Below are 25109 nucleotides of genomic sequence, written 5' to 3'. Positions count from 1 at the left end.
GCAGGACGGCACTCAACCCGACGACATCATCAACCCTGTTTACACCTTATCACCGCCACCCCATCTTCACGTTCACAGATGACCACATCATGACCATGAAAAAGCCCCCTGACCTTCGCAGGTCAGGGGGCTTGGTGAGTCATACCATACCTTGTGGGGCGTCAGCGCCTCATGCTGGCATCTGATTGGCACGCGCATCGCGCGACCACACCCGGTGAGCCATCAGGGCATCACGCAGCGGCAGGCTGGCGGCGAGTACATCATCCACCAGGATGACGCCCTCCTCGACCGACACGCGTGCGGCGGCCAGCAGCTCCTTGCCTTCGCCGATGGCCACGATGGGCTTCAGGTGCTTGTAGGCTTCCTGGACATAATAGAGCCCGAGGCCCGAGCCGCTCAGCGTCTCGACGCTACCCACACCGCCAGCGACGACGACGGCATCCACCGCCACGGACGGCAGGCCATTGAGCATCGCATCCGGCGACAGCATGGTGCCGTCTCCGGCCTTGATCGGCGCCATGCTCGGGGCGATCAACACCCCTTCGGCACCCTCGGCGGCCAGCTGTTCCTTGGTCGAGCGAACATCTTCCATGGCGACGCCATCGGCGGCCAGAATCGCGACCTTGCGGGTGGCGATCGAGTCCGGCAGGCGCGCCATCAGGCTCAGCGCCGGGTCGCTGTCGACCTGGCGGGTGCCCAGTTCACCGTCCGGCGCGGGCTTGCTGGTCGGTGTCTCGATGCCGTGATTCTCACCGACGCGACGTGCCAGCTCCAGATCGATGTTGGGCAGGATCTCGGTGATCACCCGCTCTCGGATCCACGGACGCTCGACCTTGGAAAGCTCGAAGGTGTAGGCCGCGATGATGTGCTCCTTCTCCACGTCAGTCTGACTGTTCCAGAACAGGGTGGCCTGGGAATAGTGATCCCCGAAGGAGGCACTGCGCGCACGTACCTTGTGCGCCTCGATGCGCTCATGATGCGGCTCGAAGCCGCCATGGGCATCGTTGGACGGCGGTGTCTCGGCCGGCCAGCCACCATCGATGGAGTTCGGCTCGTAGGACGCCTGCCCCGTGTTGATGGTCTGTCGATGCTGGGCATCGCGCTGGTTGTTGTGGAACGGGCACACCGGCTGGTTGATGGGAATCTCGTGGAAGTTCGGCCCACCAAGGCGCAGCATCTGGGTATCCAGATAGGAGAACAGACGCCCCTGCAGCAGCGGGTCATTGGAGAAGTCGATCCCCGGCACGATGTTGGCCGGATTGAAGGCGACCTGCTCGGTCTCGGCGAAGTAGTTGTCCGGATTGCGGTCCAGCACCATCTTGCCGATCGGCACCACCGGTACCAGCGATTCGGGGATCAGCTTGGTGGGGTCGAGAATGTCGAAGTCGAAGCTGTGCTCGTCCTTCTCCTCGACCACCTGAATGCCCAGCTCCCACTCCAGCGGTGCACCGCTCTTGATGTCATCCCACATCATGCGACGGTTGAAGTCCGGGTCACGCCCCCACAGCTTCTGGGCTTCATCCCAGATCAGCGAGCAGGTACCGGCCACCGGCTTCCAGTGGAACTTGACGAAGCGCGACACGCCTTCGCTGTCAATCAGACGGAAGGTATGCACACCGAAGCCTTCCATGTTGCGGTAATGACGCGGGAAGGCGCGGTCCGACATGGTCCACAGCACGGTGTGAGTGGTTTCCGGCATCAGTGACACGAAGTCCCAGAAGGTATCGTGGGCCGACTGCCCCTGGGGAATCTCGTTGTGCGGTTCCGGCTTCACCGCGTGCACGAAGTCGGGAAACTTCATCGCGTCCTGGATGAAGAAGACCGGGATGTCATTGCCGACCAGGTCCCAGTTGCCGTCATCGGTATAGAACTTGGTCGCGAAGCCGCGCACGTCGCGCACGGTGTCGTTGGAGCCACGCGAGCCCTGCACGGTCGAGAAGCGCACGAATACCGGCGTCTTCCTGGACGGGTCGCTGAACACACCAGCCTTGGAATATCTGGCGGCATTGTCGTAGGCCTGAAAATACCCGTGCGCGGCCGCGCCGCGCGCGTGAACGATACGCTCAGGAATACGTTCATTGTCGAAGTGGTTCATCTTCTCGCGGAAGATGAAATCTTCCATCAGGGTCGGACCGCGCTCTCCCGCCTTCAGCGAGTTGTGGTTGTCCGCGATGCGCAGCCCCTGGTTGGTACGCAGATCATGCCCTTCGGCGTCGGTGCGATAGGTCTCCAACGCCTCGTCCTTGGCATGGCCATCACCGGCATTGGGCCTGGTGTCGTGCGGCCCATTGCGGTTGGGATGGGTATAGGGGTTCTCTCCCTCTGCCGAGCGATTCTGGCCCTCATGATAGGGGCACTTCGCACTGTCGGCATTCGACGGGGAAGAAGGTGCAGAATCGTGCTCATTGCTCGCCATGCTCAAACGCTCCTGTTTTCGCTAGATCCGCAACGCGCCACTACTGTGGCGCTGGAGGATGATTCGGCCTTGCCGCCTCTTGCCGGCGTACTTCTTGTCCAGGTACTTCCTGTCCAGGTACACACCTCGACAAGGCGCCTCTAGGCGCCGTGACAGATCACCGGGCATTCAGGTACCCCGGGTGACAAGAGGCGTTGCTGCGGCGGGTGGCTACATCGAATCCATCCAGACACCCGCAAGGGACTTCACTTGCTGTTGACGACTGTACTTGCTGCTTGCGCTTGCTAATTCGCGCCTGACGGGGCTCGACAGCGCGCCGTCAGGCTTTGGACTTGACCTTCGAGACGATCCACAGCAACACCACCGCCCCCACGACCGAGACGACCAGCGAGCCGATGATGCCGGTGGTGGCGAGCCCCAGCAGCTTGAAGATGACGCTGCCCAGCAGGCCGCCGACGACACCGACGACGATGTTGCCAAGAATGCCGAAGCTGCCGCCGCGCATGATGTTGCCTGCGATCCAGCCGGCCAGACCACCGATGATCAATCCGAGAATGATACCCATCTGCTGTCTCCTTCCTTACTGATGTACGGGCGCTTGGCGCCGCTGTAAAAGTCTTGGAGACGACGCCATACAATTAAAAGGGGGCGATCTTTCATTTGTCAGAAGGATGAGCCTGGCTGGCCCAGGAAGGCGACCTCGTCAGGCGTGGACTCGCGACCGAGAATCGCATTGCGATGCGGGTAACGGCCGAATCTACGCACGATGTCCGCATGCAGATGCTCGTAGCGCAAGGTGTGCTCGAGACCGGGGCGTGCGAACAATTGTTCGGCGTATTCATGGATGCGCAACGATTCGCTGTGCATCCACGGCATGATCGCGAAGGGCTGCCACGCGATCGGCAAGTGCTCCAGATCGCCCAGCATGACGGCCTGCTGGGAGAGCGCGAGTGCCAGGTTGTCGCCACTGAAGGCGCGCGGCGTATCGCGATGGATATTGCGCGCAAACTGGTCCAGCAGCAGGATTTCCGCCAGCCGCCCACCGGGAGTGGTGCGCCACTCCCACAGTTCACAGGCCTGCGCCTGCTCGAGTAGCTCCGCGAATCGTTCGCGCAGCTGAGCATCGAGGGCATCGCTCTTGCGAAACCAGTCCTTGGGCGTCAGCTGAGTGAACCAGTAATCGAGTACCTGCCGTGCCTGGGGATGGCTGTCCGCGATCAGCCTGGCGGCGTCAGGTTGCGGGGATTCCGAGGGGCTTGAGGGGGGCATGGAGGGGGGCATCGAAGGTGTCCTTGCGTGGAGTCGGGAAGAAAGCCGCGAGACAGGCCTGACGGAGCGCACCACCTTGCACTGCGAGTGCCGGTCCTGAGCAGCGCGTGGTGATCATGGTTCTGACACCGGATCTTCATCTTGAGCGTGGAAAGTAGCCTCTCCCATCAGTGCTGTCAGCCTTTGCGGCCTGTCCCGCGCTGGCTGGTGCCTTGATGTCACTTATGTTGCCACTCTCTACCCCAACCTGACGCCAGACCCTTACAAGGAAGCCCGTCATGTCCCGCCGTCTGTCTGATCTGCTGCCTTTGCGCTCCTCTCGCAAGTCCCACGCCGCTCAAACCACCCCCATATCCCCCTCTTCGCCAAGCGCTGCGCCAGCCGGCAATGACGCTGCGACAGTCACCCCCGCCGGCGCCCCGTCACGGATGGACCGCCGCCAGCTGCTGGGGCGTGGCCTGCAGGGTGCTGGGGTCGGGCTGCTGGCGACCACGGGCCTGCTCGGCGCTCCCGCCATCGTGATGGCTGAGGGGCGGCGACCACGCATGCCCTCTGGCGTGATGAGCGGCGACGTGACCGCCAGCCGCGCCATGCTGTGGAGTCAGAGCGACAAGCCGGCACGCATGCTGATCGAGCTGGCCGACAATCCCGAGATGCGCGGCGCCTTCCAGATGCGTGGCCCGGTGGCCCTGCCGACGGATGGCCTGACCAGCAAGCTGGACCTGACCCGTATCAATACTCGCGCCAACGCCAGCGGCGAGGTCTTCTACCGGGTACGTTACGCAGCGCTGGATGACCACCGCGCCATCAGCGAGGCCACCGCCGGTCGCCTGGTTCTGCCGCCGAGCGCCCAGCGACCGCGCGCCTTGCGCTTCGTGTGGTCCGGCGACACCGTCGGCCAGGGCTGGGGCATCAATCCGGACTTCGGCGGCCTGCGTCTCTACGAGACCATGCGTCAGGTCCAGCCGGACTTCTTCCTCCACTCCGGTGACACCATCTATGCCGATGGCCCGCTCGAGGAGAGCGTCACCCAGCATGACGGCAGCCTGTGGCGCAACATCGTCACACCGGCCAAGTCCAAGGTGGCAGAAACGCTGGACGAGTATCGTGGCCAGTACGCCTACAACCTGATGGACGAGAACCTGCGCCGTTTCAATGCCGAAGTGCCGATGTTCGCCCAGTGGGATGACCACGAGACCACCAACAACTGGTACCCGGGCGAGATTCTCGAGGACAGTCGCTACACCGAGAAGAATCTCGATGTGCTGTCCGCCAATGCGCGGCGTGCCTTCCTCGAGAACATGCCGCTGCGCACCGGCCCAGAGGCGCCGGAGCGCATCCACCGCAACTTCAGCTTCGGGCCGGGGCTCGAGATGTTCATGCTCGACATGCGCAGCTTCCGCGGCGCCAATTCCGCCAACCGCCAGTCCGAGCGTGGCCCCGAGACCGACTTCCTGGGCCGTGATCAGCTTGCCTGGCTCAAGCAGTCGCTCAAGGCCAGCACCGCCACCTGGAAGATCATCGCCTCCGACATGCCCATCGGGCTGCTGGTGCGTGATGGCGACAACTTCGAGAACGGCGCCAATGGCGATGGCGAGGCGCTGGGACGCGAGCAGGAGATTGCCGAACTGCTCAAGTTCGTGCGCGATCACGACATCCAGAATCTGGTCTGGCTGACTGCCGACGTGCATTACACCGCCGCACATCACTATTCGCCCGAGCGCGCCGTCTTCAAGGACTTCACGCCGTTCTGGGAATTCGTCAGCGGTCCGATCCACGCCGGCACCTACGGGCCGGGCGAGCTGGACAATACCTTCGGGCCAAAACTGGAGTTCGTGAAGGCCCCGCCGCAAGGGCGCGCCAATATGTCACCCAGTGAAGGATTCCAGTTCTTCGGCCAGGTGGATCTTGATCCGGAAAGTGAGGCGCTGACCGTCACGCTCAAGGACATCCATGGCGCCTCGCTCTATCAGCAGGTGCTGACTCCCGCCGCCAGCGCCTGACAGCGGTTTCTGTTCCGCCACCCGCTTCTGGCACTCGCGGCTGACTGGCGGCTTGCGATACCAGGTTCTGACAACGACAACGCCCCGCCTCCTGCCGTCGATCGACACGCAAGAGGCGGGGCGTTCTGGTCATGGCGACAGGTCGACAGCCGCTGGCGGGCTATGTCTGCATGAATCAGACAATTACAGAAAAATGTCAGACAAATTGTCAATGGTGAGGGTTCTGCATTTCTTTGACACTGACCGGCACGCTAGATGTCGGTCGCTGACAGCGTGTCTCGTGGTACCGCGCGCCAACGGTGAGGCATGTTCTGCAGACGATGGGCAGCTGAGCAAGCAGGCCTCCGAGCCCTGTTGTTCAACAAGGATAACGCCATGAACGCCCTCACCCTGAGCTCCTTCGTGTTCTTCACGGGGCTGGTCGCCGTGATCACCTGGTGGCTGACCCGTCGTGACGATCATCAACATTCCACCGGCTATTTCCTCGCCGGGCGCAGTCTGACCTTCCCGATCATCGCAGGCTCCCTGCTGATGACCAATCTCTCCACCGAGCAGATGGTGGGCCTCAACGGCGCCGCCTTCACCGACGGCCTCTCCGTGATGGCCTGGGAAGTGGTGGCCGTGGTCTCGCTGGTCGCGATGGCCATGTTCTTCCTGCCACGCTTCCTCAAGAGCGGCATCACCACCCTGCCGGAACTGCTGGCACTGCGCTTCGATCGCACCACCCAACTGCTGGCCAACCTGATCTTCATGCTGGCCTACGCCATCATCCTGCTGCCCAGCATTCTCTACTCCGGCGCCCTCGGCCTGATGGGCGTGCTCGACCTGCACGCCCTGACCGGCATCGACTCGCAGATGGTGCTGCTGACCGGCACCGTGATCGCCGTCGGCATCGCCGGTGCCATCTATGCCCTCTTCGGTGGCCTGCGCTCCATCGCCATCTCCGATACCTTGAACGGCATCGGCCTGCTGATCGGCGGCATGATCATCGTCTACTACGGGCTGGACCGTGTCGGTGACGGCAATGGCATTCTCGCCGGCTGGGAGACGCTCAAGGAGACCCACCCGGAGAAGCTCAATTCGCTGGGCGGGGATGACCAGTCAGTGCCGGTCTCGACCCTATTCACCGGGGTGCTGCTGCTCAACATGTTCTACTGGTGTACCAATCAGCAGATCATCCAACGCACCTTTGCCGCCAAGACTCTGGCCGAGGGCCAGAAGGGCGTACTGCTGACCGGTGCCCTCAAGCTGCTGGGCCCGCTGTACCTGGTGCTGCCGGGCATCATCGCCTATCAACTGTACGCCGGTGACGGCATCAAGGCCGATGCCGCCTATGGCCGGCTGGTCTTCGATGTATTGCCTGCTCCGCTGACCGGCTTCTTCGCTGCGGCGATGGTCGGCGCGATCCTGTCGTCCTTCAACTCGGCGCTCAACTCCACCGCCACCCTGTTCAGCCTCGATGTCTACAAGGCACGCCTCAAGCCCGGTGCCAGCGATGAGGAAGTGGTCACTGCCTCCAAGTGGGCCGGCTGGATCATGGCCGCCGCCGCGATGGCCATCGCGCCGCTGCTGGCGACCCAGGAAAGCCTGTTCGTTTACATCCAGAAGGTGAACTCGATCTACTACATCCCGTTGCTGGCGGTGATCGTGGTAGGTCTGGCCTCCGAGCGCGTACCCGCCATCGCCGCCAATCTGGCGCTGGTACTCGGCTGCGCGGTCATCGGCCTGTTCTACTTCGTGCCGACGCTCTCCGAGCTGGTCGACCAGGTGCACAACTTCCACTTCATCGCCATCGTGCTGGTGGTATTGATCGCTCTGATGCTGGTGATCGGCAAGCTGTCACCGCGTGCCGAACCCTGGGTCCAGCAGGATGTCGGCGCCATCGACATGACGCCCTGGGCCGGCACGCGTATCGCCAGCATCGTTCTGCTGGTACTGGTGATGGTGATCTATCTGGCCTTCGCCGGCTGATCGCTCCACTCGCCAGGGCGACTGCACGACACACGTTCTCGACATGACAGTACGGCATGACCGAAAGAGAGGACCACAGGAAATGACCACGCCGGCGCCCCGCCATCCTCGCCGATGGCGGGGCGCCGGCGTATCTAGTCGGGCATCAAGGATGCCCCGCAATGCGCGGCAAGCGCCGCGACATGCATCTTTTCAAGATCCTGCGCTCAGCGACTGATGCCAGAAACTGAGAAGGGATGCCCACCTGCCCATCCTCAACGCTCAATCGACGCCGAGCCCGCCACAAAACCAACGTATGTTCTACAAATGGCGGATAGCGAGATATCGGGAGATACCTACACTATCGCCAGCCTTGCCCTGAATGTTATCGGTAAGTCTCATCACGGACGATGACACAGCCTGCTGTGTGCATTGCATCGCCACGGCCTTGTCGGCAGCGAATCTCTCCCCGGGCAACCTGCCCATTTCCCGAAGATTCGCCGCCGCAGGCCCACAGGAATCTCCCCATGCATGCCCTTACCCTTGTTTCTTTCGTGTTCTTTACCGGCCTGGTCGCCGCCTTGACCTGGTGGTGGACACATCGCGATGACACCTCGCATTCCACCGGCTATTTCCTCGCCGGACGCAGTCTGACCTTCCCGCTGATCGCGGGCTCGCTGTTGATGACCAACCTGTCCACCGAACAGATGGTCGGCCTGAATGGCGCCGCCTTCACCGATGGCCTGTCGGTGATGGCCTGGGAAGTCATGGCGGTACTGGCCATGGTGGTGATGGCGATGTTCTTCCTGCCACGCTTCCTCAAGAGTGGCATCACCACCCTGCCCGAGCTGCTGGCCTTGCGCTTCGGACGCAGCACCGAGCTGATCACCAACCTGATCTTCCTGTTCGCCTACGCGGTGATCCTGCTGCCGATCATCCTCTACTCCGGTGCCATCGGCCTGCAGGGCATGCTGGATCTGCCCTCGCTGACCGGCATCAGCTCGCCCAATGCGCTGCTGTGGATGACCATCTGGGTGGTCGGCATCATCGGCGCCATCTATGCCCTGTTCGGCGGCATGCGCTCCATCGCCATCTCCGACACCTTGAACGGCGTGGGCCTGTTGATCGGCGGCATGCTGATCGTCTATTTCGGCCTCGATGCGGTGAGTGATGGTCAGGGCGTGATGGCCGGCTGGGACACGCTGACCGCCGCCAACCCGGAGAAATTCAACTCCATGGGTGGTGAAGGCCAGTCGGTGCCCTTCTCGACCCTGTTCACCGGCGTGATGATCATCAACTTCTTCTACTGGTGTACCAACCAGCAGATCATCCAGCGCACCTTCGCCGCCAAGACCCTCGCCGAGGGCCAGAAAGGCGTACTGCTGACCGGTGCCCTCAAGCTGCTGGGCCCGCTGTATCTGGTGATTCCCGGCATCATCGCGTATCACCTCTATGCCTCTTCCGGCGTCAAGGCCGACAGCGCCTACGGCCAGCTGGTCTTCGATGTGCTGCCCGCACCGCTGACCGGCTTCTTCGCCGCGGCGATGGTCGGGGCGATCCTGTCGTCCTTCAACTCGGCGCTGAACGCCACCACCACGCTGTTCTCCACCGGTATCTACAAGGCGCATCTGCGTCGTGATGCCAGCGACGAGGAAGTGGTCAAGGTCTCCAAGGGCTTCGGCTGGGTGCTGGCGATCGCCTCCATGACCCTCGCGCCGCTGCTGGCCGGTCAAGAGAGCCTGTTCGGTTACCTGCAGAAGATGAATGCCATCTACTTCATCCCGATCTTCGCCGTGGTGCTGATGGGGCTGCTGACGCGTCGCGTGCCGACCATCGCCGCCAACCTGGCGCTGCTGATCGGTTGCAGCGTGATCGGGGTGGTCTACTTCGTGCCGGCCTTCTCCGGCGTGCTTGACGTGATCCACGAGTTCCACTTCGTCGGCCTGGTATTCGTGCTGCTGATCGCGATGATGCTGATCATCGGCAAGCTGGCGCCGCGTGACGAGCCGTGGATCCAGCAGGATGTCGGCGCCATCGACATGACGCCCTGGAAAGGTGCCAAGGTCTGTGCACTGCTGCTGGTCGTGCTGGTGATCGCCATCTATCTGGCCTTCATCTGACGCCTGCCGACGAGCTTGCCCCGGCGCCAAATCGTCATCAATCGTGTATCACGCCCCGTGATGTCCTCCCGGACACGCGGGGCGTGTGCATTTCAGGCATGCTGGATGAGTCGCTCACCACCGAGGTCTTACATGTCCCGCTACCGCCGTCGTTGCTGTCGTCCGCGTCTCAAGATGCTGGCACTGTGCTTGTCCCTGCTCGCCTCACTGATGTCAACACCGCTCAGTCAGGCCGCCGAGCGCTGGCAGCGGGCCGATGTGCTGACGGACAGCTTCATGGAAGTGGCGCTCAAGCGTGAATACCTACCCGGCAGCAGCGCCTCGCTGGTGCGCTGGCAGGAACCGATCACGGTCTGGGTCGACTCGCAACTGGGCGACTCATCTCTGCAGCGACAGATGAGCGAGATCCAGTTCCGTCATCTATCCACCATCACCGGTCATCCGCTGAGTTTCGTGTCTTCCGCCATGGAGGCCAATCTGCGCATCGCCTTCATACCCCGGGACCACATGACGCGCGAGGCCACCGCCTATGTCGGCAAGCAGCAGGCCGCCACCCCGGGCATGCGCAAGGCTCTGCGGGAAGGCGTATGCCTGACGCTGTTCAAGACCGGGCCAGATCACGCCATCACCAGCGGCCTGATCCTGATCCCCGCGGACTATGCCCGCCAGAAGGCGCGTCTGGTGGACTGCGTCGTCGAGGAGAGCGCCCAGCTGATGGGGCTGCCCAATGATTCGGATAACGTCTTTCCCTCCGTCTTCAGTGACGTCACGGTGGATACCTGGCTGAGCCCGCTGGATTACGTGCTGCTCAAGATGCTGTATGCCTCGGAACTCTCTCCCGGCATGTCAGCTACACAGGTCCGCGCTGCGCTGCCCGCAGTCATCCAGCGCCTTGCCGAGCAGGGCGAGCTGTCACACGCCATTCACCGTGTGCGCCAGGGCAGCCTGCGGGAATGGGCGGGAGACTAGGCGCGCCGTGAGCGCAATCCTGGGCACGGAGTTGGAACGCCTGGACGGAGTACAGGCATAATCAGGTCAGGCGCGCCGGGCGCCGACATCCGACGGAGCTGCGCCTTCATGCCACTATCTTCTCCCGCTGCCGACCGGGCACGCCTGCCCTTGGCCGTCACGCTGCTGTCGCTGTGTCAGGCCTTGCTGGTCAGCGGCAACATCCTGCTGATCGCGGTCTCACCACTGATCGGTGCCCAGCTGGCCTCGAGCAGCTGGTCGACCGCGCCGGTCGCCACCCAGTGGCTGGGACTGATGTGTGCCACCATTCCCGCCTCGCTGATCACCGCCCGCCTCGGGCGGCGACGTGGCTTCGTGCTCGGCAATCTGTGCGGGCTGGCTGGCGCGGGGCTGGCCGTGCTGGCGCTGCATCTGCAGCATTTCGGGCTGTTCCTGCTCGCCACCTGGCTGGTGGGCATCGGCATCGGCTTCGGTCAGCTGTATCGCTTCGCCGCGATGGAGGTCGCCCCGGAGGAGCAGCGCGAACGCGCCATCGGGCTGGTAATGGGAGGTGGCGTGCTGGCGGCCTTCTTCGGACCCTGGCTTGCCCGCACCAGTCATGCGCTGGCCGACACGCCCTTCCTGGGCAGCTTCATCGGGCTGGGGGCGCTCTATCTGCTGGCGCTTCTCTTGCTGGCCTTCATCCGCCTGCCCAGCGAGAGCAATGCCCGGTCAGCCGACGATGATGCAGTGGAACCTGCACGCCCTCTGGGCGTGATCCTGCGTCAGCCGACCTTCCTGCTGGCCGTGCTCAGCGCGATGGTCGGCTATGGAGTGATGAATCTGGCGATGACGGCCACACCGCTGGCGATGGCCCATGCCGGACACGGCTTCGGTCACGTCGCCACCATCATCCAATGGCATGTGGTCGCCATGTTCCTGCCGTCCTTCTTCACCGGGCGGCTGGTCGCCCGCTTCGGATCGGGCACCATGATCGTGGCAGGCTGTGGCTTTCTGCTGGCAAGTCTTGCCACCGCGCAGCTGCTGGCCGTCGACTACCTGACGGGAACCCAGGGGTTCTTCCTCGGTCTCATCCTGCTCGGCATCGGCTGGAACTTCACCTTCCTGCCCGCCACCACGCTGCTGACCCACTGCCATCGACCCAACGAGAAGGCCCGCACCCAGGCTGCCAACGAGTTCCTCGTCTTCACCACCGGGGCGGTGACGGCGCTGCTGGCCGGCCCCCTGGTCAGCACGCTGGGCTGGGCGCTGCTCAACCTGCTGCTGATCCCCGCCTGCCTGCTGCCCATCGCCCTGCTGGCGTGGCGTCAGCTTGCCTTGCGCGCCGATCGCCCGCAGATAGAGGGATGATGGCGAGCCGAGCGGCGCACGCTGAAAAGTCCCGACCATCACCCAGCTCACCTTCACCTGCCAGGACGTCTGCACGTCGCGCCGCCGCCTCGCCCCCACTGACAGGGAATGCCTGATGTTCAACACCATGACCCGCAACGCCCGCCAGCTTGCCCGCGATGTGGGCCGCGAAGCACATGACCTGCTGGAGCGCGGCCTCGACCGCCAGCTGCGCCTCGCCGTCACGGGCCTGTCCGGCGCCGGCAAGACGGCGTTCCTCGTCTCGCTGATCGAACAGCTGCGCCATGCCGGACTCGGTGCGCGCCTGGAACTGCTGCCCGCCGCACGCGATGGCCGCCTGCTCGGCGCGGAACGCGTCAGCCAGCCGGACCTCTCCATCCCGCGCTTCCCGCTGGAGGCCGGCTTGCGCTCGCTGTCCGGCCAGCAGGCGCACCACGGCCCCGAATGGCCGACGCCGACCCGCAGCATCAGCGAACTGCGCCTCAAGATAGGCTTTCGCCCCACCTCGCGCGCCGCGCGCATGCTCGACAGCCAGCGCGCCACCCTGACGCTGGACCTGATCGACTATCCCGGCGAATGGCTGCTGGACCTGCCGATGCTGGAGCAGGACTTCAGCGGCTGGAGCAGTGAGTGCGAGACCCGGCTGGCCGACGGTCGTGGCGACTGGGCGCAGGACTGGATGGCGGCCATCGAGGGCCTGACACCGGACAGCGAAGTGGATGAAGACCGCCTCGCCGAGATCGCGAGCCTCTATACCGACTATCTGCACGCCGCGCGCCGCAAGGGTGGCTTCGTCGACCTGACACCGGGCCGCTTCCTGCTGCCTGGCGAGCTGGACGAGGCGCCGGTACTGCAGTTCTTCCCGCTGCCGGGGCTCGGTGACTGGACACCCGACGCGTTGGCCGCCCTGCCGGAAGCCAGCCTGTATCGCACCCTGGCGCGGCGCTTCGATCACTATCGCCGCCGCGTGGTGCGCCCTTTCTATCACGACCACTTCCGGCGCTTTGATCGCCAGATCGTGCTTATCGACGTGCTGGGCGCGCTGAATGCCGGCCCGGCGCCCTTCCGCGACCTGAGCCGTGCGCTGGACAAGCTGTTCGACAGCTTCGCCTATGGCCGCCGCCACCTGCTGGCGCGCCTGATCGACCGCCGCATCGACCGCCTGGCCATCGCCGCCACCAAGGCCGACCACGTCACGCCGGAGCAGCATGGCGCGATGCGCGACCTGCTCGAGCAGCTGCTGGCGGACCCGCTCAAGCGCCTGCGCTATCGCGATGTACCACTCAAGGCCTTCACCATCGCCGCCATCCGCGCCAGCGAGGCGCGTGAGGTGGTAGAGAATGGCCAACGTCATCCGGCACTGGCGGGACAACTGCTCGGCGAGCACGAGGGGGCGAGTGACTTGGACACGCAAGGCGCTGGCCGCGAGTCCGTTCTGCTGTTCCCGGGCGAGGTGCCTTCACGGCTGCCCGACCCGAATTTCTGGGCCGAAAGTCGCTTCGACTTCCCCCACTTCGCTCCGCCGAAGATCGACGGCAATGCGCCACCTCACATTCGCATGGACGCCGTGCTCGACTGGCTGCTGGGAGACCACCTGAAATGACTACCGAATCCCGCCATCCGCGCCCGGGCAAACGCTTCACGAGCCCCGGTTCGACAAAGGCCGATGCCGCCTCGACCTCCTATGCAGAGCGCCCCACCGAGAGCGCATCGAAGAGCGCGGCAGAGGCCCTGCGCGGCGCGCGTCACTTCTCGCCGGAGATGGAAAGCCAGCCGCTGGCGGCGGCCGAACCGGAACCCGCCACGCCGGGGCTCGATGCGACGCTGAGCGCCCGGCCACGTCATCGCGGCCTCAAATGGCTGCTGCTCGGCACCCTGACACTCGGGGGTGTCGAAGCCGGTCATGCGCTGTATCAGGCGGCCATGGGCGGGGATCTGATCGCCGGTGCCTGGGGTCTGCTGGGCCTTGGCGCCATCGGGCTTGGCGCCCGCGCGCTGGGCAAGGAGCTCTTCAGGCTGCGTCACCTGCGCAGGCACGTCGCGCTGCGCGCCGAGCTGGAAGAACATCAGCAGGATGACTTTGGCCAGAAAAGCTTTGGCCAAAAGGGCTTTGGTCAGCGCGGTGATGCGCTGTCCACGCCTGACGAGGACTCAGCCAAGACCGGCGGCAAGACAGGCGGCAAGGCCGACAGCCCGCAGGAAGACCTGCTCGAACAGCTGCGTCGTCAAATGAAGCTCGGCGATGATGACGCTGGCGTACGCGCCTGGCGCGCCGCCTGTGAAGCGCATCACTCCCCGTCGGAGCGCCGCGAGCTGTTCGCCTTCCACGTGCTGGGGCCGCGGGACCGTGAGGCGCGGCGTCTGATCTCGCGCATGAGTGGCGAGACGGCGGTGATGGTGGCGGTCTCGCCGCTGACCTGGGTCGACATGAGCCTGGTGGCCTGGCGCGGGCTGCGCATGATGGAGCGCCTGTCGCGCCTCTACGGCCTGGAGCTGGGCTATGCCAGCCGCCTGCGGCTGTTCAAGGAGGTGCTGGCCTCGATGGCCTTCGCCGGTGCCAGCGAACTGGCCGCCGAGGCCAGCATGGACCTGCTGTCGATGAATCTGGCCGGCCGCCTCTCCACCAAGGCCGGTCAGGGATTGGGCAGTGGCCTGATGAACGCACGTCTCGGCCTGCGAGCCATGCGCCTGCTGCGCCCCATCCCCTTCCATGCAGAGGAGGTGCCGCGCATCGGTGAGCTGCGCGCGGAGCTGTTCTCGCGCATGCGCAAGGCCGACAAGGGCGAGGACGACCCAAGCTGAGCAGGCCGCGACCTCCCCTGCCACTACCTCGAAAGCAAGACGCGCGCCTCTGATTGCTGGCCATTCGGCCTTCAGGGCGCGCGTCTTTCGTGAGTCATCTCACCTTCGATGGTTTCAGCCTTCGCTGGTTTCAGCCTTCGCTGGCGATGCCGGCCTCCAGCCACTTCATCACGCGCAGCGCCTCATGGGGTGAGGTCGGATTGCCGCCCTGGCCACGAATGCAGTCGCGCAGCCCCGCATACCAGGCCGGATAGTCGCCATCGCGGCCCTGATGGGTGCCGCCCACCAGCACCTGCTCGCCTTCGGCGCCATCCGGGTCGGCCTCCAGCACGGTCAGCATCCCGGGACGCGCATCCCGCCCCCACTGGCGCGCCTGACGCTCCAGCGGGTCACGCGAGGGCCAGTCACCAGCCTTGAGGCAATCCTCCTGAGGGTCGAGCCCGAACACCACGAAGCTGCCACGGGTGCCGTGCGCGGCGAAGCGTGCCGTCGACGCCGCCGTCAGAGCACTGGCGTGCAGCTCCACCACCAGACCGGGGTGCCCTGGATGGTGGGCGTAATCGAGCACGGCGTGGAAGAAATCATCGGTCACCGCGCCCTCGCGCTGGGTGCGACGCGTGAGCTGGATGGTGCTCGGCTCGCCGAACAGGCACAGCGCCTGATCCAGCAGATGCGGACCGAGGTCATACCACAGGCCGCTGCCGGGCAGTGCCTGTTCACGCCAGCGGTTCGGCACCGTCGGACGGAAGCGGTCGAAGTGGGATTCCAGATGCGCGATACGGCCCAGCGTGCCGTCGTTGATCAATTCCGCCAGCGTCAGGAAGTCGGCATCGAAGCGCCGATTGTGAAATACCGCCAGCACCCGTCCGGCCTGCTCGGCCTGGCGGGTCAGGGCCTCACCTTCTTCAAGCGTCACCGTGAAGGGCTTGTCGACGACCACATGCTTGCCTGCCGCCAGCGCCGCAGAGGCCAGCGGGGCGTGGGTCTCGTTGGGCGTCGCGATGATGATCAGGTCGATGTCGTCACGCGCAAGCAAGGCCTCCGGGGTGGCCTCCACCTCAAGCTGCGGACGCTCGGCCCTGACGATCTCGGGCCGCGAGGTGGACAGTGCCACCAGAGCCAGCCCGTCCGTGGCCTCGATCAAGGGCGCGTGGAAGGTGCGTACCGCCATGCCATAACCGATCAGCCCGACCCGGATCGCGCTCTCGGAGGGGAAGGCGGCGCCGTGCCATGCGGCGGTGTCGCTGTGCTCATCATTATCGGGGTGGGCTATGCGGCTCATCGGGCATCCTTGTCGTTGGCGCAATCTTTGGGGAGTCGTACCTGGCAGCGCCATCCTAGCAAGGCTCCCGTGCCACAGACAGAGATGACAGCCGCCTTTGATACTTGACCATCGCAGACTTCATCCCGTGAGCGAGTCGCCGCGTAATGCCCGCCATCGAACAGCAGTCCCCTTGAAGTCATGTGGCTCAGCCCGCAGACCTTGCTCTACAAGGAGAGGCATGGCAGTGAGTGGGAATACCACTCGCAAGCCACCTCGCCATTTGATTCGCGAAGGAGCAGACAGCATGCGCAAGACGCTCATCATCGGTGCCAACGGCAAGATCGGTCGTCAACTCTGCGAGAAGGCTCAGGCCGCCGGCGAACCCATCGTGGCGATGATCCGCTCGACCGAGCAGCAGAGCTGGTTCCATGAACGCAGCATCCCGACGGTTCTGGGCGATCTGGAAGGCGAGATGCGCCAGGCCTTCTATGGCTGCGATCAGGCGGTGTTCGTCGCGGGCTCCGGCCCGAATACCGGCCCGGACAAGACGCTGACCATCGACCTGCATGGTGCGATGCGCACCGCGGAGCTGGCCGCCGAATTCGGGCTGTCGCGCGTGATCCAGGTCAGCTCGATCCGCTCCGAGACACCACTGGCCGGCCCGGCAGCGATGCGCCCCTACTTCGCGGCCAAGAAGGCGGCCGACCTGTGCCTCGCCGAGAGCGGCCTGCGCCATGTCATCGTCAAGCCCGGCCGTCTCACCAACGACAGCGGCAGCGGCAAGCTGACCCAGAATGTCGATGACTCCGACGAGATGCAGGTCTCGCGCGCCAATGTCGCCGAGTTCCTGCTCGGCTTGATCAAGGCCCGCGAGATCGGTGGCCGCCAGCGCAAGGCGCCCATCTTCACCCTGTTCGACGGTGATACGCCGGTTTCGGGTCTGCTGAACGCCACGACGACCGCCGACTGAGCGCGCCCGAGCCCGTGACAAAGTGCACAGGCAGGCCGCTTTCATCTGGGTTTCCCGCGGTTGTCCCACCGCTCATCCACGCCTGCGCGCAGCCCGCGCGGGCGTTGAGCCATCAGGTAGCTTTCCCCCCATGCCCCATGTCCGTATAGTGAGCCACTGACCCCGCCAACAGAACTTCCGAAATGCTGCAGAACAATTCGCTGCTGGCGCAGCTGAAAGATCAAATCCGCCAGGAAATTCCCCGTGTCACGGGGGTGATCAAAGGCACCGACAAGGGCTTCGGCTTCCTCGAGTGCGAGGACGGCGAATCCTATTTCGTGCCGCCGCCCGCCATGAAGCAGGTGCTGCACGGTGACACCGTCGAAGCGACCGTCAAGGTCGAAGGCGAGAAGAAATCCGTACAGCCGGAAGTGCTGATCGAGACGGGTGTCGATCGCTTCGTCGCTCGTGTCGGCAAGCGTGATGGCCGCCTGAACGTGATGCCGGATCACCCCTCCATCAACACGCGCATGAAAGCGCGCGTGAAGCGCGGCATCAATGAGGAAAAGCTCAATGATGGCGACTGGGTCGTGGCACGCCTGCTGCGTCACCCGATGCGCAAGGATGACCGCAGCTTCTTCGCCCAGATCGAGGAAGTCATCGCCGAGGTGGACAACCCGCGCGTGCCGTGGCGTGTCACCCTGGCGCGTCACGCGCTGGAACAGGCTTCTCCGGAGGGCGGCAATGACTGGCCGCTGCTGGATGAGGGCCTGACACGTGAAGACATGACCCACGTGCCCTTCTTCACCATCGATGGTGAGAAGACCCGTGACATGGATGATGCCCTGCACATCGTCGAGCGCCCGGAAGGCGGCTGGACCCTGAGCATCGCCATCGCCGACCCGACCGCCTACGTGCCGGAAGGCAGCCGTGTCGACGAAGAGGCGCGCACGCGCTCCTTCACCGTCTACCTGCCGAGCCAGAACGTCACCATGCTGCCGGAAATCCTGGCCGACGACCTGTGCTCGCTGAAGGAAGGTGAAGATCGTCCGACGCTGATGTGCATCGTCGACATCGATACCGATGGCGTGATCGGTGAGCCGAAGTTCTTCGCGGCCACCATGCGCTCCCACCACCGCCTGACCTACGACAATGTCTCCGACTGGATCGAAGGCCAGGAAGGCAGCTGGAAGCCGGAAACCGAAGAGCTGGCCGAAGGTCTGCGTCAGCTGGAAGCCTTCACCCAGGCGCGTATCGCCTGGCGTGCACGCAATTCCCAGGTCTTCCGCGAGCGCCCGGACTTCGAGTTCGAGCTGGATGAGGAAGGCAACGTGCTCAACGTACGTGCCGACCACCGCCGCATCAGCAATCGCATGATCGAAGAATCCATGATCACCGCGAACCTGAGCTGCGCACGTCTGCTCTCCAAGCATATCGGTCACGGTATCTTCAACGTGCACCAGGGCTTCGCACCGGAGAAGTACGACGACACCATCGAGTTCCTGGCTGGCCAGAACATCACCGCCACGCCGGAACAGCTGAGCAGCCTGGAAGGCTACCGCTTGATCCGTCAGGAGCTGGACAGCCGCGAAGACACCTGGCTGGACGTGCGCATGCGTCGCTTCCAGGGTTACACCGTGATGTCCGCTCAGCCGGGACCGCACTTCGGCCTGGGTCTGGAGGCCTACGCGACCTGGACCTCGCCGATCCGCAAGTACGGCGACATGGTCAACCACCGCTTGATCAAGCGCGTGATTCTCGGCCAGGACGTGCCGGCGGAAGCCACCGAGCAGCTGACCGAGCACCTCAGCGAACGTCGTCGCCTCAACCGCATGGCCGAGCGTGATGTGAAGGACTGGCTCTACGTGCGCTACCTGACCAAGGCCGCCGAAGAACAGCAGGTCTTCACTGGCGAGATCATCGACATCCGTCGTGGCGGCATGCGCGTGCGTCTGGAAGAGAATGGCGCCAGCGTCTTCATTCCGGCACCGCTGATCTACAGCGATCGCAAGAAGGTCGCGATCGATGACAAGGAAGGCCGCGTGCGCATCGAAGACGAGCTGCGTTACTCATTGGGCGACATCATCAAGGTCTCCTTGACCGAAGCCCGTGAAGAGCGTCGTTCACTGGTAGGTCGCCCGGCCGAATAAGCCGCGACCCACCACTGCCGTATGTAACTGCCTTGTCATCACGGGCAAATTCCACGGCCATCTACGCCCCGGAGCGCTCTGCGCCCGGGGCGTTTTTCGTTCCTGTGCATGACGTATACGTATCGTGTGCCAAGCGTGAAAAATTGTAATTTTGTGAAACAGGAGCTCACGCTAAGCTCTTTGCATCAATACACGACACCTGCTTTCACTGCTGCAGCATCACTGGATTGACCCAAGCGCGAATGACTGATGCCTGCCCCTGATGAAGTTCGTCCATGCGAGGACTCGAAATGAAAACTCATCGCTCCACTGCAGCTACCTCACTGCGTCACCTGGCCGAACATGCCGCCATCGTTCGTCATCCAGTCATGAACTATGCCCGTATCGACTCCGACACAGACCCCGTCTCGAACGACACCGCCACCACTCCGGAACGCCAGCGTGAGATCCAACGTGAAGCAATGGAGCATGTCGCGATGCTGCTGGAACGTGATCGTCGCCGCACCCGAAACCGCCTGCTGCTGGCCGCCGGTCTGCTGCTGAGCCTTGTGCTGCTCGCCAGTCAGCGCCCAGCCGTGCCGGAAGCCGCCTTCTCACAGGAACTCGGCCAGGCCATGCCCAGCGCCCTGCACCTGTCCCAGCAGGAACTGGCGTGATGACGCCCGATCTCCATCCTTCAGGACAGATAACGATGCCAGGACCCCATGCAACACCAGGCTCGGATGCCAGACATGACTGAGTCGATCCACTGCTAGACCCTGCAATGCCCGCTTCGACGACCCTCCCCCTGTCGCCCCCTGTATTCCTGTAGTGCACGCACTTGCCCTGTCCGGTGGCTCCGGACAGGGTCTTTTTTTGCCTGTCGTATGGCTTCTCTTGCGCAGCACTGACCAGAGGCCAACTGCCGCACGCCCTGCTGAAGCACGCCAGCATGGCGAAACGCCTTTCTTCCCCTGGCAGTGAACCTGATACCAGTAGCCTGTGCCAATTGCCTGATGCCAGTAGCCTGTGCCAATTGCCTGATGCCAAGAGCTTGATGCCAAGAGCTTGATGACGAATATCCGAGCGCGGGAGCGCATCGCACCAACATTGTTCCCTGTTGTCACACAGACCAGCCATCTCCTGATGTAACGTCATTGCCGGCCGCAGTGTGGAACATCGCGTGGCGAGGCGTCTCGTCACGCGCGACACCGCATGTCATGCCGCGTGCCCTTGGTTTCACGTCGGGTTCCCCCCATGACTTGACCAGAGGCTCGTTCGTCAATGCCACTGGCCTGCTGGAATCTGCGTGCTCGTTTGCGTCTGTCTCAAGCACCCGGAAGCACGACAAGACAGCCATGGCGGGCAGTGACGCTGGGATTCATCTTCATCGCGCACGACCGGTAAAGCGGTCTTGAGGAGTCCGTGTGCATATCGCTGACATGACCATGTTCCACGCCCCCTCCAGTGGCGGCGTCAGAACCTACCTGGAAGCCAAGCGACGACGTCTGCGGACGCGGCCCGATGTTCGTCACAGCCTGCTGGTCCCCGGTGAGACCACCAGCGTCAGTGATGACCTCTATAGCGTGTCGGCACCGCCCATTCCCTTCGGCAACGGCTATCGCTTCCCACTGCGCCGAGGCGGCTGGGTCAGCACGCTGCTGGCACTGCAACCCGATGTCATCGAGGCCGGCGACCCTTACATCACGGCGTGGGCGGCACTCGATGCCGGTCGCAAGCTCGATGTCCCGGTGCTGGGTTTCTATCACTCGGACCTGCCGCGCCTGATCACCAATCGCTTGGGCGAGTGGTCAGGGGCAAACGTCGATCGCTACGTCAAACGCCTCTATCGCCACTTCGACCGCGTACTGGCTCCCAGCCAGGTGATGGCCGACCGACTCGACCGGCTCGGTGTCGACAATGTCCATATCCAGCCACTCGGTGTCGATCTTTCCACCTTCCACCCTGACTGCCGCGATGAGGACCTGCGCCGCGAGCTTGGCCTGGAAGACCACGTGCGCCTGCTGGCCTTCGCCGGGCGCGGCTCACGCGAGAAGAATCTTGATGAGCTGCTGGAAGCCGCCCGTCTGCTCGGCCCCGACTACCATCTACTGTTGATCGGCTCGGGCATGCCACGGCATCTACCCGATAATGTCAGCGTGACCGGGCATTTCTGCAGTAGCACCGAAGTGGCACGCCTGGTGGCCTCGGTGGATGTGCTGCTGCATGCCGGCACCCAGGAAACCTTCGGTCTGGTGGTACTGGAAGCCATGGCCTGCGGCACGCCGGTGGTGGCGGCACGCGCAGGCGCCCTGGCCGAGAATGTGCCACTGGGCTGCGGTCAGCTCTGCAACCCGCACTCGCCGCATGCCATGGCGCGTGCCGTGCAGGAAGTCTTCGCCAATGACCCCGCCGCACTGGGTCGCCTGGCGCGGCGTCATGTCGAGAAGCACCATGCCTGGGACCGTGTCGTGGATGGCTTGCTCGGGCATTATCACGCGGTCACCGGGACTCGCATGCAACCGGTGCTCGAGGAGGTGACCCATGGCTGAGTCGCCAGCTGCCAAACAGCACTTTCTGCTGGTCCTGCATGATGTCGCGCCCGAGACCTGGTCCGACTACCGGGACTTCGTCGCCGAGGTGGATGCCCTCTGCCAGGCGCGCCTGAACCACCCCTGTCCGATCACCTGGCTGGTGGTGCCTGACTTCCATCATCGCAGCGCTCTGGAAGACGCTCCCGAATTCATCACCCTGCTGGACTCTCGCCGCCAACAGGGAGACGAGCTTGCCCTGCATGGCTTTTATCACTGCGATGACGCTCCGGCCCCCCGCACCCCGCGCGATTACCTGATGCGCCGCGTACTGACCTGGGAGGGCGAGTTCTACCCCCTCGATGAGGCCGAAGCCAGACGACGCCTGCTCAAAGGCGCCGCACTCTTCAAGCGTCTTGGTTGGCCGCTGGAGGGCTTCGTGGCTCCCGCCTGGCTGATGAGTGACGGCACTCGTCAAGCCCTGAAGTCTCTCGACTTCCGCTACACCAGCGACCCCCAACATCTCTATCGACTACCTGACTTCACGGTCATCGATGCGCCAGGGCTCGTATGGAGCGCACGCTCCGCGCCACGCCGCCTGATGTCGCAGTGGGTGACGCAGCGCAAGCTGAGCCGCGAGCAACAGGCGCCGGTGTTGCGTCTGGGCCTGCATCCGGTCGATATGCGTCATGCACGCTCACGCCAGTATTGGCTGACGCTGGTCGAGCGCCTGCTCGATGAGGGACGCCTGCCGATGACCAAGATCGGCTGGCTGACGCAGCAGGGACTGCTCCCCTCCGCCACGCCTGATACGACGCAACTGAATTCGTACCAGGCGGCGCACAGTGCTGCCTGAGACCCACCCACTGTATGAGTCCCGTCGTATGGGCCTTGTGACAACCCGCTGCGGGAATCTGCCATGAATCGTGCCCTCTGGTTACTGGGTGCTGGCCTTGTGATGGTCATCGCGATACCGCTGGTGCTGGGTGGCAGCGGACTTGGCGGCCAGTTGCGCCAGTTCCCCCTCGACACCTTCCTCTTGATGCTCGGCATGATCGTCATGTGTTGGAACCTGAACGCCGGCCGGCTGCGTCTGCTGCTGGCCGGGCGTGGCGGTCACCTGGGGCAACGGCGCGCCGTCGGCATGGTGATGGCGACCGAGTTCGCCATCAGCGCCACCCCCGGCGGCAGTGGCGGTCCGCTTACCCTGATGGGGCTGCTGTCACGTCAGGGGGTGCGCCCGGCGCAGGCCACGGCGGTCTTCGCGGTCGATCAGATCACCGACATGCTGTTCTTCCTCTCGGCACTGGCCAGCATCGGCCTCTACGCCCTCTCGCATACCATCGACCTGCGCCTGGGGTGGATGCTGGCCGTGCCGGCGCTGTTGCTGATCATCGGCTTTGGCCTGCTGGCCGCGCTGGGCAAGCATCATCGGCGCCTGCTCAAAACCAGCGGACGCCTGCTGCGCTGGCTCAAGGTACGTCATCGCTCACGCGTCAAGCTGGCGAGGGGTCTGATCCACTTTCGCCATGCGCTGGTCGAGACGCTCGCCCTGCCGCGCCTGACACTGAGCCTGATCTTCCTGCTCTGCTGTGCGCATTGGCTGCTGCGCTACTCGATCCTCTATCTGGCCGTGTCCGGGCTGGGGCAGGACATCGACTGGAGCTGGACCTTCATCGTGCAGATGCTCTCGCTGGCAGCGGGCCAGCTGACGCTGCTGCCCGGCGGTGCTGGAGGCGCGGAGCTGTCCTCCACTGCCCTGCTCAGCCCGATAATCGGCGCCGCCAGTGCCGCGGCGGCCGTGGTGATCTGGCGAGCGGTGACCTTCTATTTCTACCTGATCGCCGGCGCTCCTGTGTTCTTCGTGATGGCGGGACGCAGCATGCTGGGAAGCTTGCTCAAGCGTCGCTCGGCGACCACATGACCGGACGACCGAGCAGCGGCTCTTACTCATCATGAAAAACACTTGATGATCGCCTTATGAATAAGACTTTGTTATGTTGGCAGACGACTTTATTGAACGGTCATACAATAACCACAGCTCAAGGTGATCTCACATGCCGCATCCTTCCCAGCGTCACCCGACTTACCCCCGTATTCGTCGTCCGCTGGCCATGATGGGCGTGGTCGGCTCTCTGCTGGCCACCTCGACCTCAGCGGCACTCGCTGATGACAGGCCTCTGCGCAGCATCGACCCCGGCCATGGCACCGACAAGGTCGTGGTCGCCCACCGGGGGGCCTCGGGCTACCTGCCCGAGCACACACTCGCCGCCAAGGCGATGGCCTACGCCCAGGGCGCCGACTTCCTCGAGCAGGACGTGGTGATGAGCAAGGACGACCAGCTGGTGGTGCTGCACGACCGCTTCCTGGATCGCGTGACCAATGTCGCCGAGGTCTTCCCCGAGCGTGCGCGCGACGATGGCCGCTACTACGCCATCGACTTCACGCTGGATGAGCTGCGCAAGCTGTCGTTCAGCGAGGGCTTCACCGTCAAGGATGGCGAGCCCGTCGCCGACTACCCTGAACGCTTCCCGCTGGGCAAGTCGCACTTCGGCCTGCATACCCTGAGTGAAGAAATCGAGATGATCCAGGGCCTGAATCACTCAACCGGACGCGATGTCGGCCTGTACGTGGAGATCAAGGCACCCTGGTTCCACCAGTCGGAAGGCAAGCAGGTCTCCCGAGCCATGCTCGAGACCCTCAAGCAGTACGGCTACATCGCGCACGATGACAATGCCGTCGTGCAGGTCTTCGACCCCAATGGCCTCAAGCGCATCCACGACACGCTGCAGCCTGAGCTGGAGATGGACCTGCGCCTGGTACAGCTGATGGGCGAGACCAGCTGGGACATGACCTTCCAGCCGGATGCGGATGGCAAGCTTGAGCCCTACGACTATGACTGGATGTATCAGGAAGGCGGCATGCAGCGCATCGCCACCTACGCCGATGGCATCGGGCCATGGAAGCCGATGGTGATCGAAGACAGCTCGACCCGGGACGACATCAAGGTCACGCCGCTGGTCGAGGAAGCCCATGCGCAGGGGCTGATCGTGATGCCCTACACCTTCCGGCTCGATGAAGGGCGCATTCCGGACTGGGCCAGCGATTACGACGACATGCTGCGCGCCTTCTTCGTCGACGCCAGGGTCGATGGTATCTTCACGGACTACCCGGACCGCGCCGTACAGTGGCTGAAGCAGCACGGTGAGGCTCTGTAAGCAGCCCTTCAAGACAGGCAGTCCTTGGCAGAGGAACATCAAAAAGCCGGACTCCGTGAGGAGTCCGGCTTTCTCGTCCTGCTTGTTTCTCGTCCTGCTTGATTGGCAGCGATCGATCGTCAGTCCCCGTTGTCAGTGC

General features: G+C 63.9%; 18 protein-coding genes. 14 read left to right on the top strand and 4 right to left on the bottom strand.

Annotated features, from left to right (window positions below):
- Window positions 1-169 precede the first annotated feature (169 nt).
- The 3 genes from katE to FLM52_02745 all read right to left on the bottom strand — a co-directional run bounded on the left by katE (window position 170) and on the right by FLM52_02745 (window position 3685).
- The gene (gene katE, locus FLM52_02755) at window positions 170-2416 is read right to left on the bottom strand and encodes a catalase HPII (protein ID NVN54724.1); all 2247 of its coding nucleotides are present in this window, start codon (window positions 2414-2416) and stop codon (window positions 170-172) included.
- 319 nt (window positions 2417-2735) lie between these two features.
- A complete protein-coding gene (locus tag FLM52_02750; GenBank protein ID NVN54723.1) occupies window positions 2736-2981 on the bottom strand; it encodes a GlsB/YeaQ/YmgE family stress response membrane protein in 246 nt (81 codons plus the stop codon).
- Between the two features lie 98 nt (window positions 2982-3079).
- Window positions 3080-3685, bottom strand: a complete 606-nt coding sequence (locus tag FLM52_02745) for a DUF924 domain-containing protein (protein NVN54722.1) — start codon at window positions 3683-3685, stop codon at window positions 3080-3082.
- A gap of 428 nt (window positions 3686-4113) precedes the next feature.
- On the opposite strand from FLM52_02745, the gene FLM52_02740 reads away from it, so the two are divergent.
- The 7 genes from FLM52_02740 (at window position 4114) to FLM52_02710 (ending at window position 14879) form a co-directional block, all read left to right on the top strand.
- Complete coding sequence (locus FLM52_02740) at window positions 4114-5688, top strand: alkaline phosphatase (GenBank protein ID NVN54721.1); 1575 nt, start codon at window positions 4114-4116, stop codon at window positions 5686-5688.
- A gap of 375 nt (window positions 5689-6063) precedes the next feature.
- Window positions 6064-7659 (top strand): solute:sodium symporter family transporter, encoded by a 1596-nt coding sequence (locus tag FLM52_02735; protein NVN54720.1) that lies wholly within the window; start codon window positions 6064-6066, stop codon window positions 7657-7659.
- 506 nt (window positions 7660-8165) lie between these two features.
- Window positions 8166-9758, top strand: coding sequence for a solute:sodium symporter family transporter (locus tag FLM52_02730; protein NVN54719.1), 1593 nt, complete (start codon window positions 8166-8168; stop codon window positions 9756-9758).
- 60 nt (window positions 9759-9818) lie between these two features.
- The gene (locus FLM52_02725; GenBank protein NVN54718.1) at window positions 9819-10727 is read left to right on the top strand and encodes a DUF2927 domain-containing protein; all 909 of its coding nucleotides are present in this window, start codon (window positions 9819-9821) and stop codon (window positions 10725-10727) included.
- A 144-nt stretch (window positions 10728-10871) separates the two neighbouring features.
- A complete protein-coding gene (locus FLM52_02720) occupies window positions 10872-12077 on the top strand; it encodes an MFS transporter (protein NVN54717.1) in 1206 nt (401 codons plus the stop codon).
- 127 nt (window positions 12078-12204) lie between these two features.
- Complete coding sequence (locus FLM52_02715; protein NVN54716.1) at window positions 12205-13680, top strand: YcjX family protein; 1476 nt, start codon at window positions 12205-12207, stop codon at window positions 13678-13680.
- Window positions 13677-14879 (top strand): TIGR01620 family protein, encoded by a 1203-nt coding sequence (locus FLM52_02710; GenBank protein ID NVN54715.1) that lies wholly within the window; start codon window positions 13677-13679, stop codon window positions 14877-14879. The genes FLM52_02715 and FLM52_02710 overlap by 4 nt, the downstream gene beginning before the upstream one ends.
- Window positions 14880-15009: 130 nt before the next feature.
- Here the strand turns inward: FLM52_02710 and FLM52_02705 are convergent, their stop codons facing one another.
- The gene (locus FLM52_02705; GenBank protein ID NVN54714.1) at window positions 15010-16161 is read right to left on the bottom strand and encodes an oxidoreductase; all 1152 of its coding nucleotides are present in this window, start codon (window positions 16159-16161) and stop codon (window positions 15010-15012) included.
- A 286-nt stretch (window positions 16162-16447) separates the two neighbouring features.
- On the opposite strand from FLM52_02705, the gene FLM52_02700 reads away from it, so the two are divergent.
- The 7 genes from FLM52_02700 to glpQ all read left to right on the top strand — a co-directional run bounded on the left by FLM52_02700 (window position 16448) and on the right by glpQ (window position 24970).
- Window positions 16448-17113: an SDR family oxidoreductase gene (locus FLM52_02700; protein NVN54713.1), complete on the top strand. Its 666-nt coding sequence runs from the start codon at window positions 16448-16450 to the stop codon at window positions 17111-17113.
- A 182-nt stretch (window positions 17114-17295) separates the two neighbouring features.
- Window positions 17296-19242: an exoribonuclease II gene (locus FLM52_02695; GenBank protein NVN54712.1), complete on the top strand. Its 1947-nt coding sequence runs from the start codon at window positions 17296-17298 to the stop codon at window positions 19240-19242.
- Window positions 19243-19532: 290 nt separating this feature from the next.
- On the top strand, window positions 19533-19898 hold the full coding sequence (locus tag FLM52_02690; GenBank protein ID NVN54711.1) for a hypothetical protein: 366 nt from the start codon (window positions 19533-19535) through the stop codon (window positions 19896-19898).
- A 750-nt stretch (window positions 19899-20648) separates the two neighbouring features.
- Entirely contained in the window at window positions 20649-21773 is a 1125-nt protein-coding gene (locus FLM52_02685; protein ID NVN54710.1) for a glycosyltransferase family 1 protein, read from the top strand.
- Window positions 21766-22608, top strand: coding sequence for a DUF2334 domain-containing protein (locus tag FLM52_02680; GenBank protein NVN54709.1), 843 nt, complete (start codon window positions 21766-21768; stop codon window positions 22606-22608). The genes FLM52_02685 and FLM52_02680 overlap by 8 nt, the downstream gene beginning before the upstream one ends.
- A gap of 63 nt (window positions 22609-22671) precedes the next feature.
- A complete protein-coding gene (locus tag FLM52_02675) occupies window positions 22672-23676 on the top strand; it encodes a flippase-like domain-containing protein (protein NVN54708.1) in 1005 nt (334 codons plus the stop codon).
- A 193-nt stretch (window positions 23677-23869) separates the two neighbouring features.
- The gene (gene glpQ, locus FLM52_02670) at window positions 23870-24970 is read left to right on the top strand and encodes a glycerophosphodiester phosphodiesterase (protein NVN54707.1); all 1101 of its coding nucleotides are present in this window, start codon (window positions 23870-23872) and stop codon (window positions 24968-24970) included.
- The last annotated feature ends 139 nt before the right edge of the window (window positions 24971-25109 follow it).

It is taken from the genome of bacterium Scap17 (genome assembly GCA_013376735.1).
GTDB lineage: Bacteria > Pseudomonadota > Gammaproteobacteria > Pseudomonadales > Halomonadaceae > Cobetia.
Note: the sequence above shows the minus strand (reverse complement) of the source record. Positions and strands in the feature narration are given on the sequence as shown.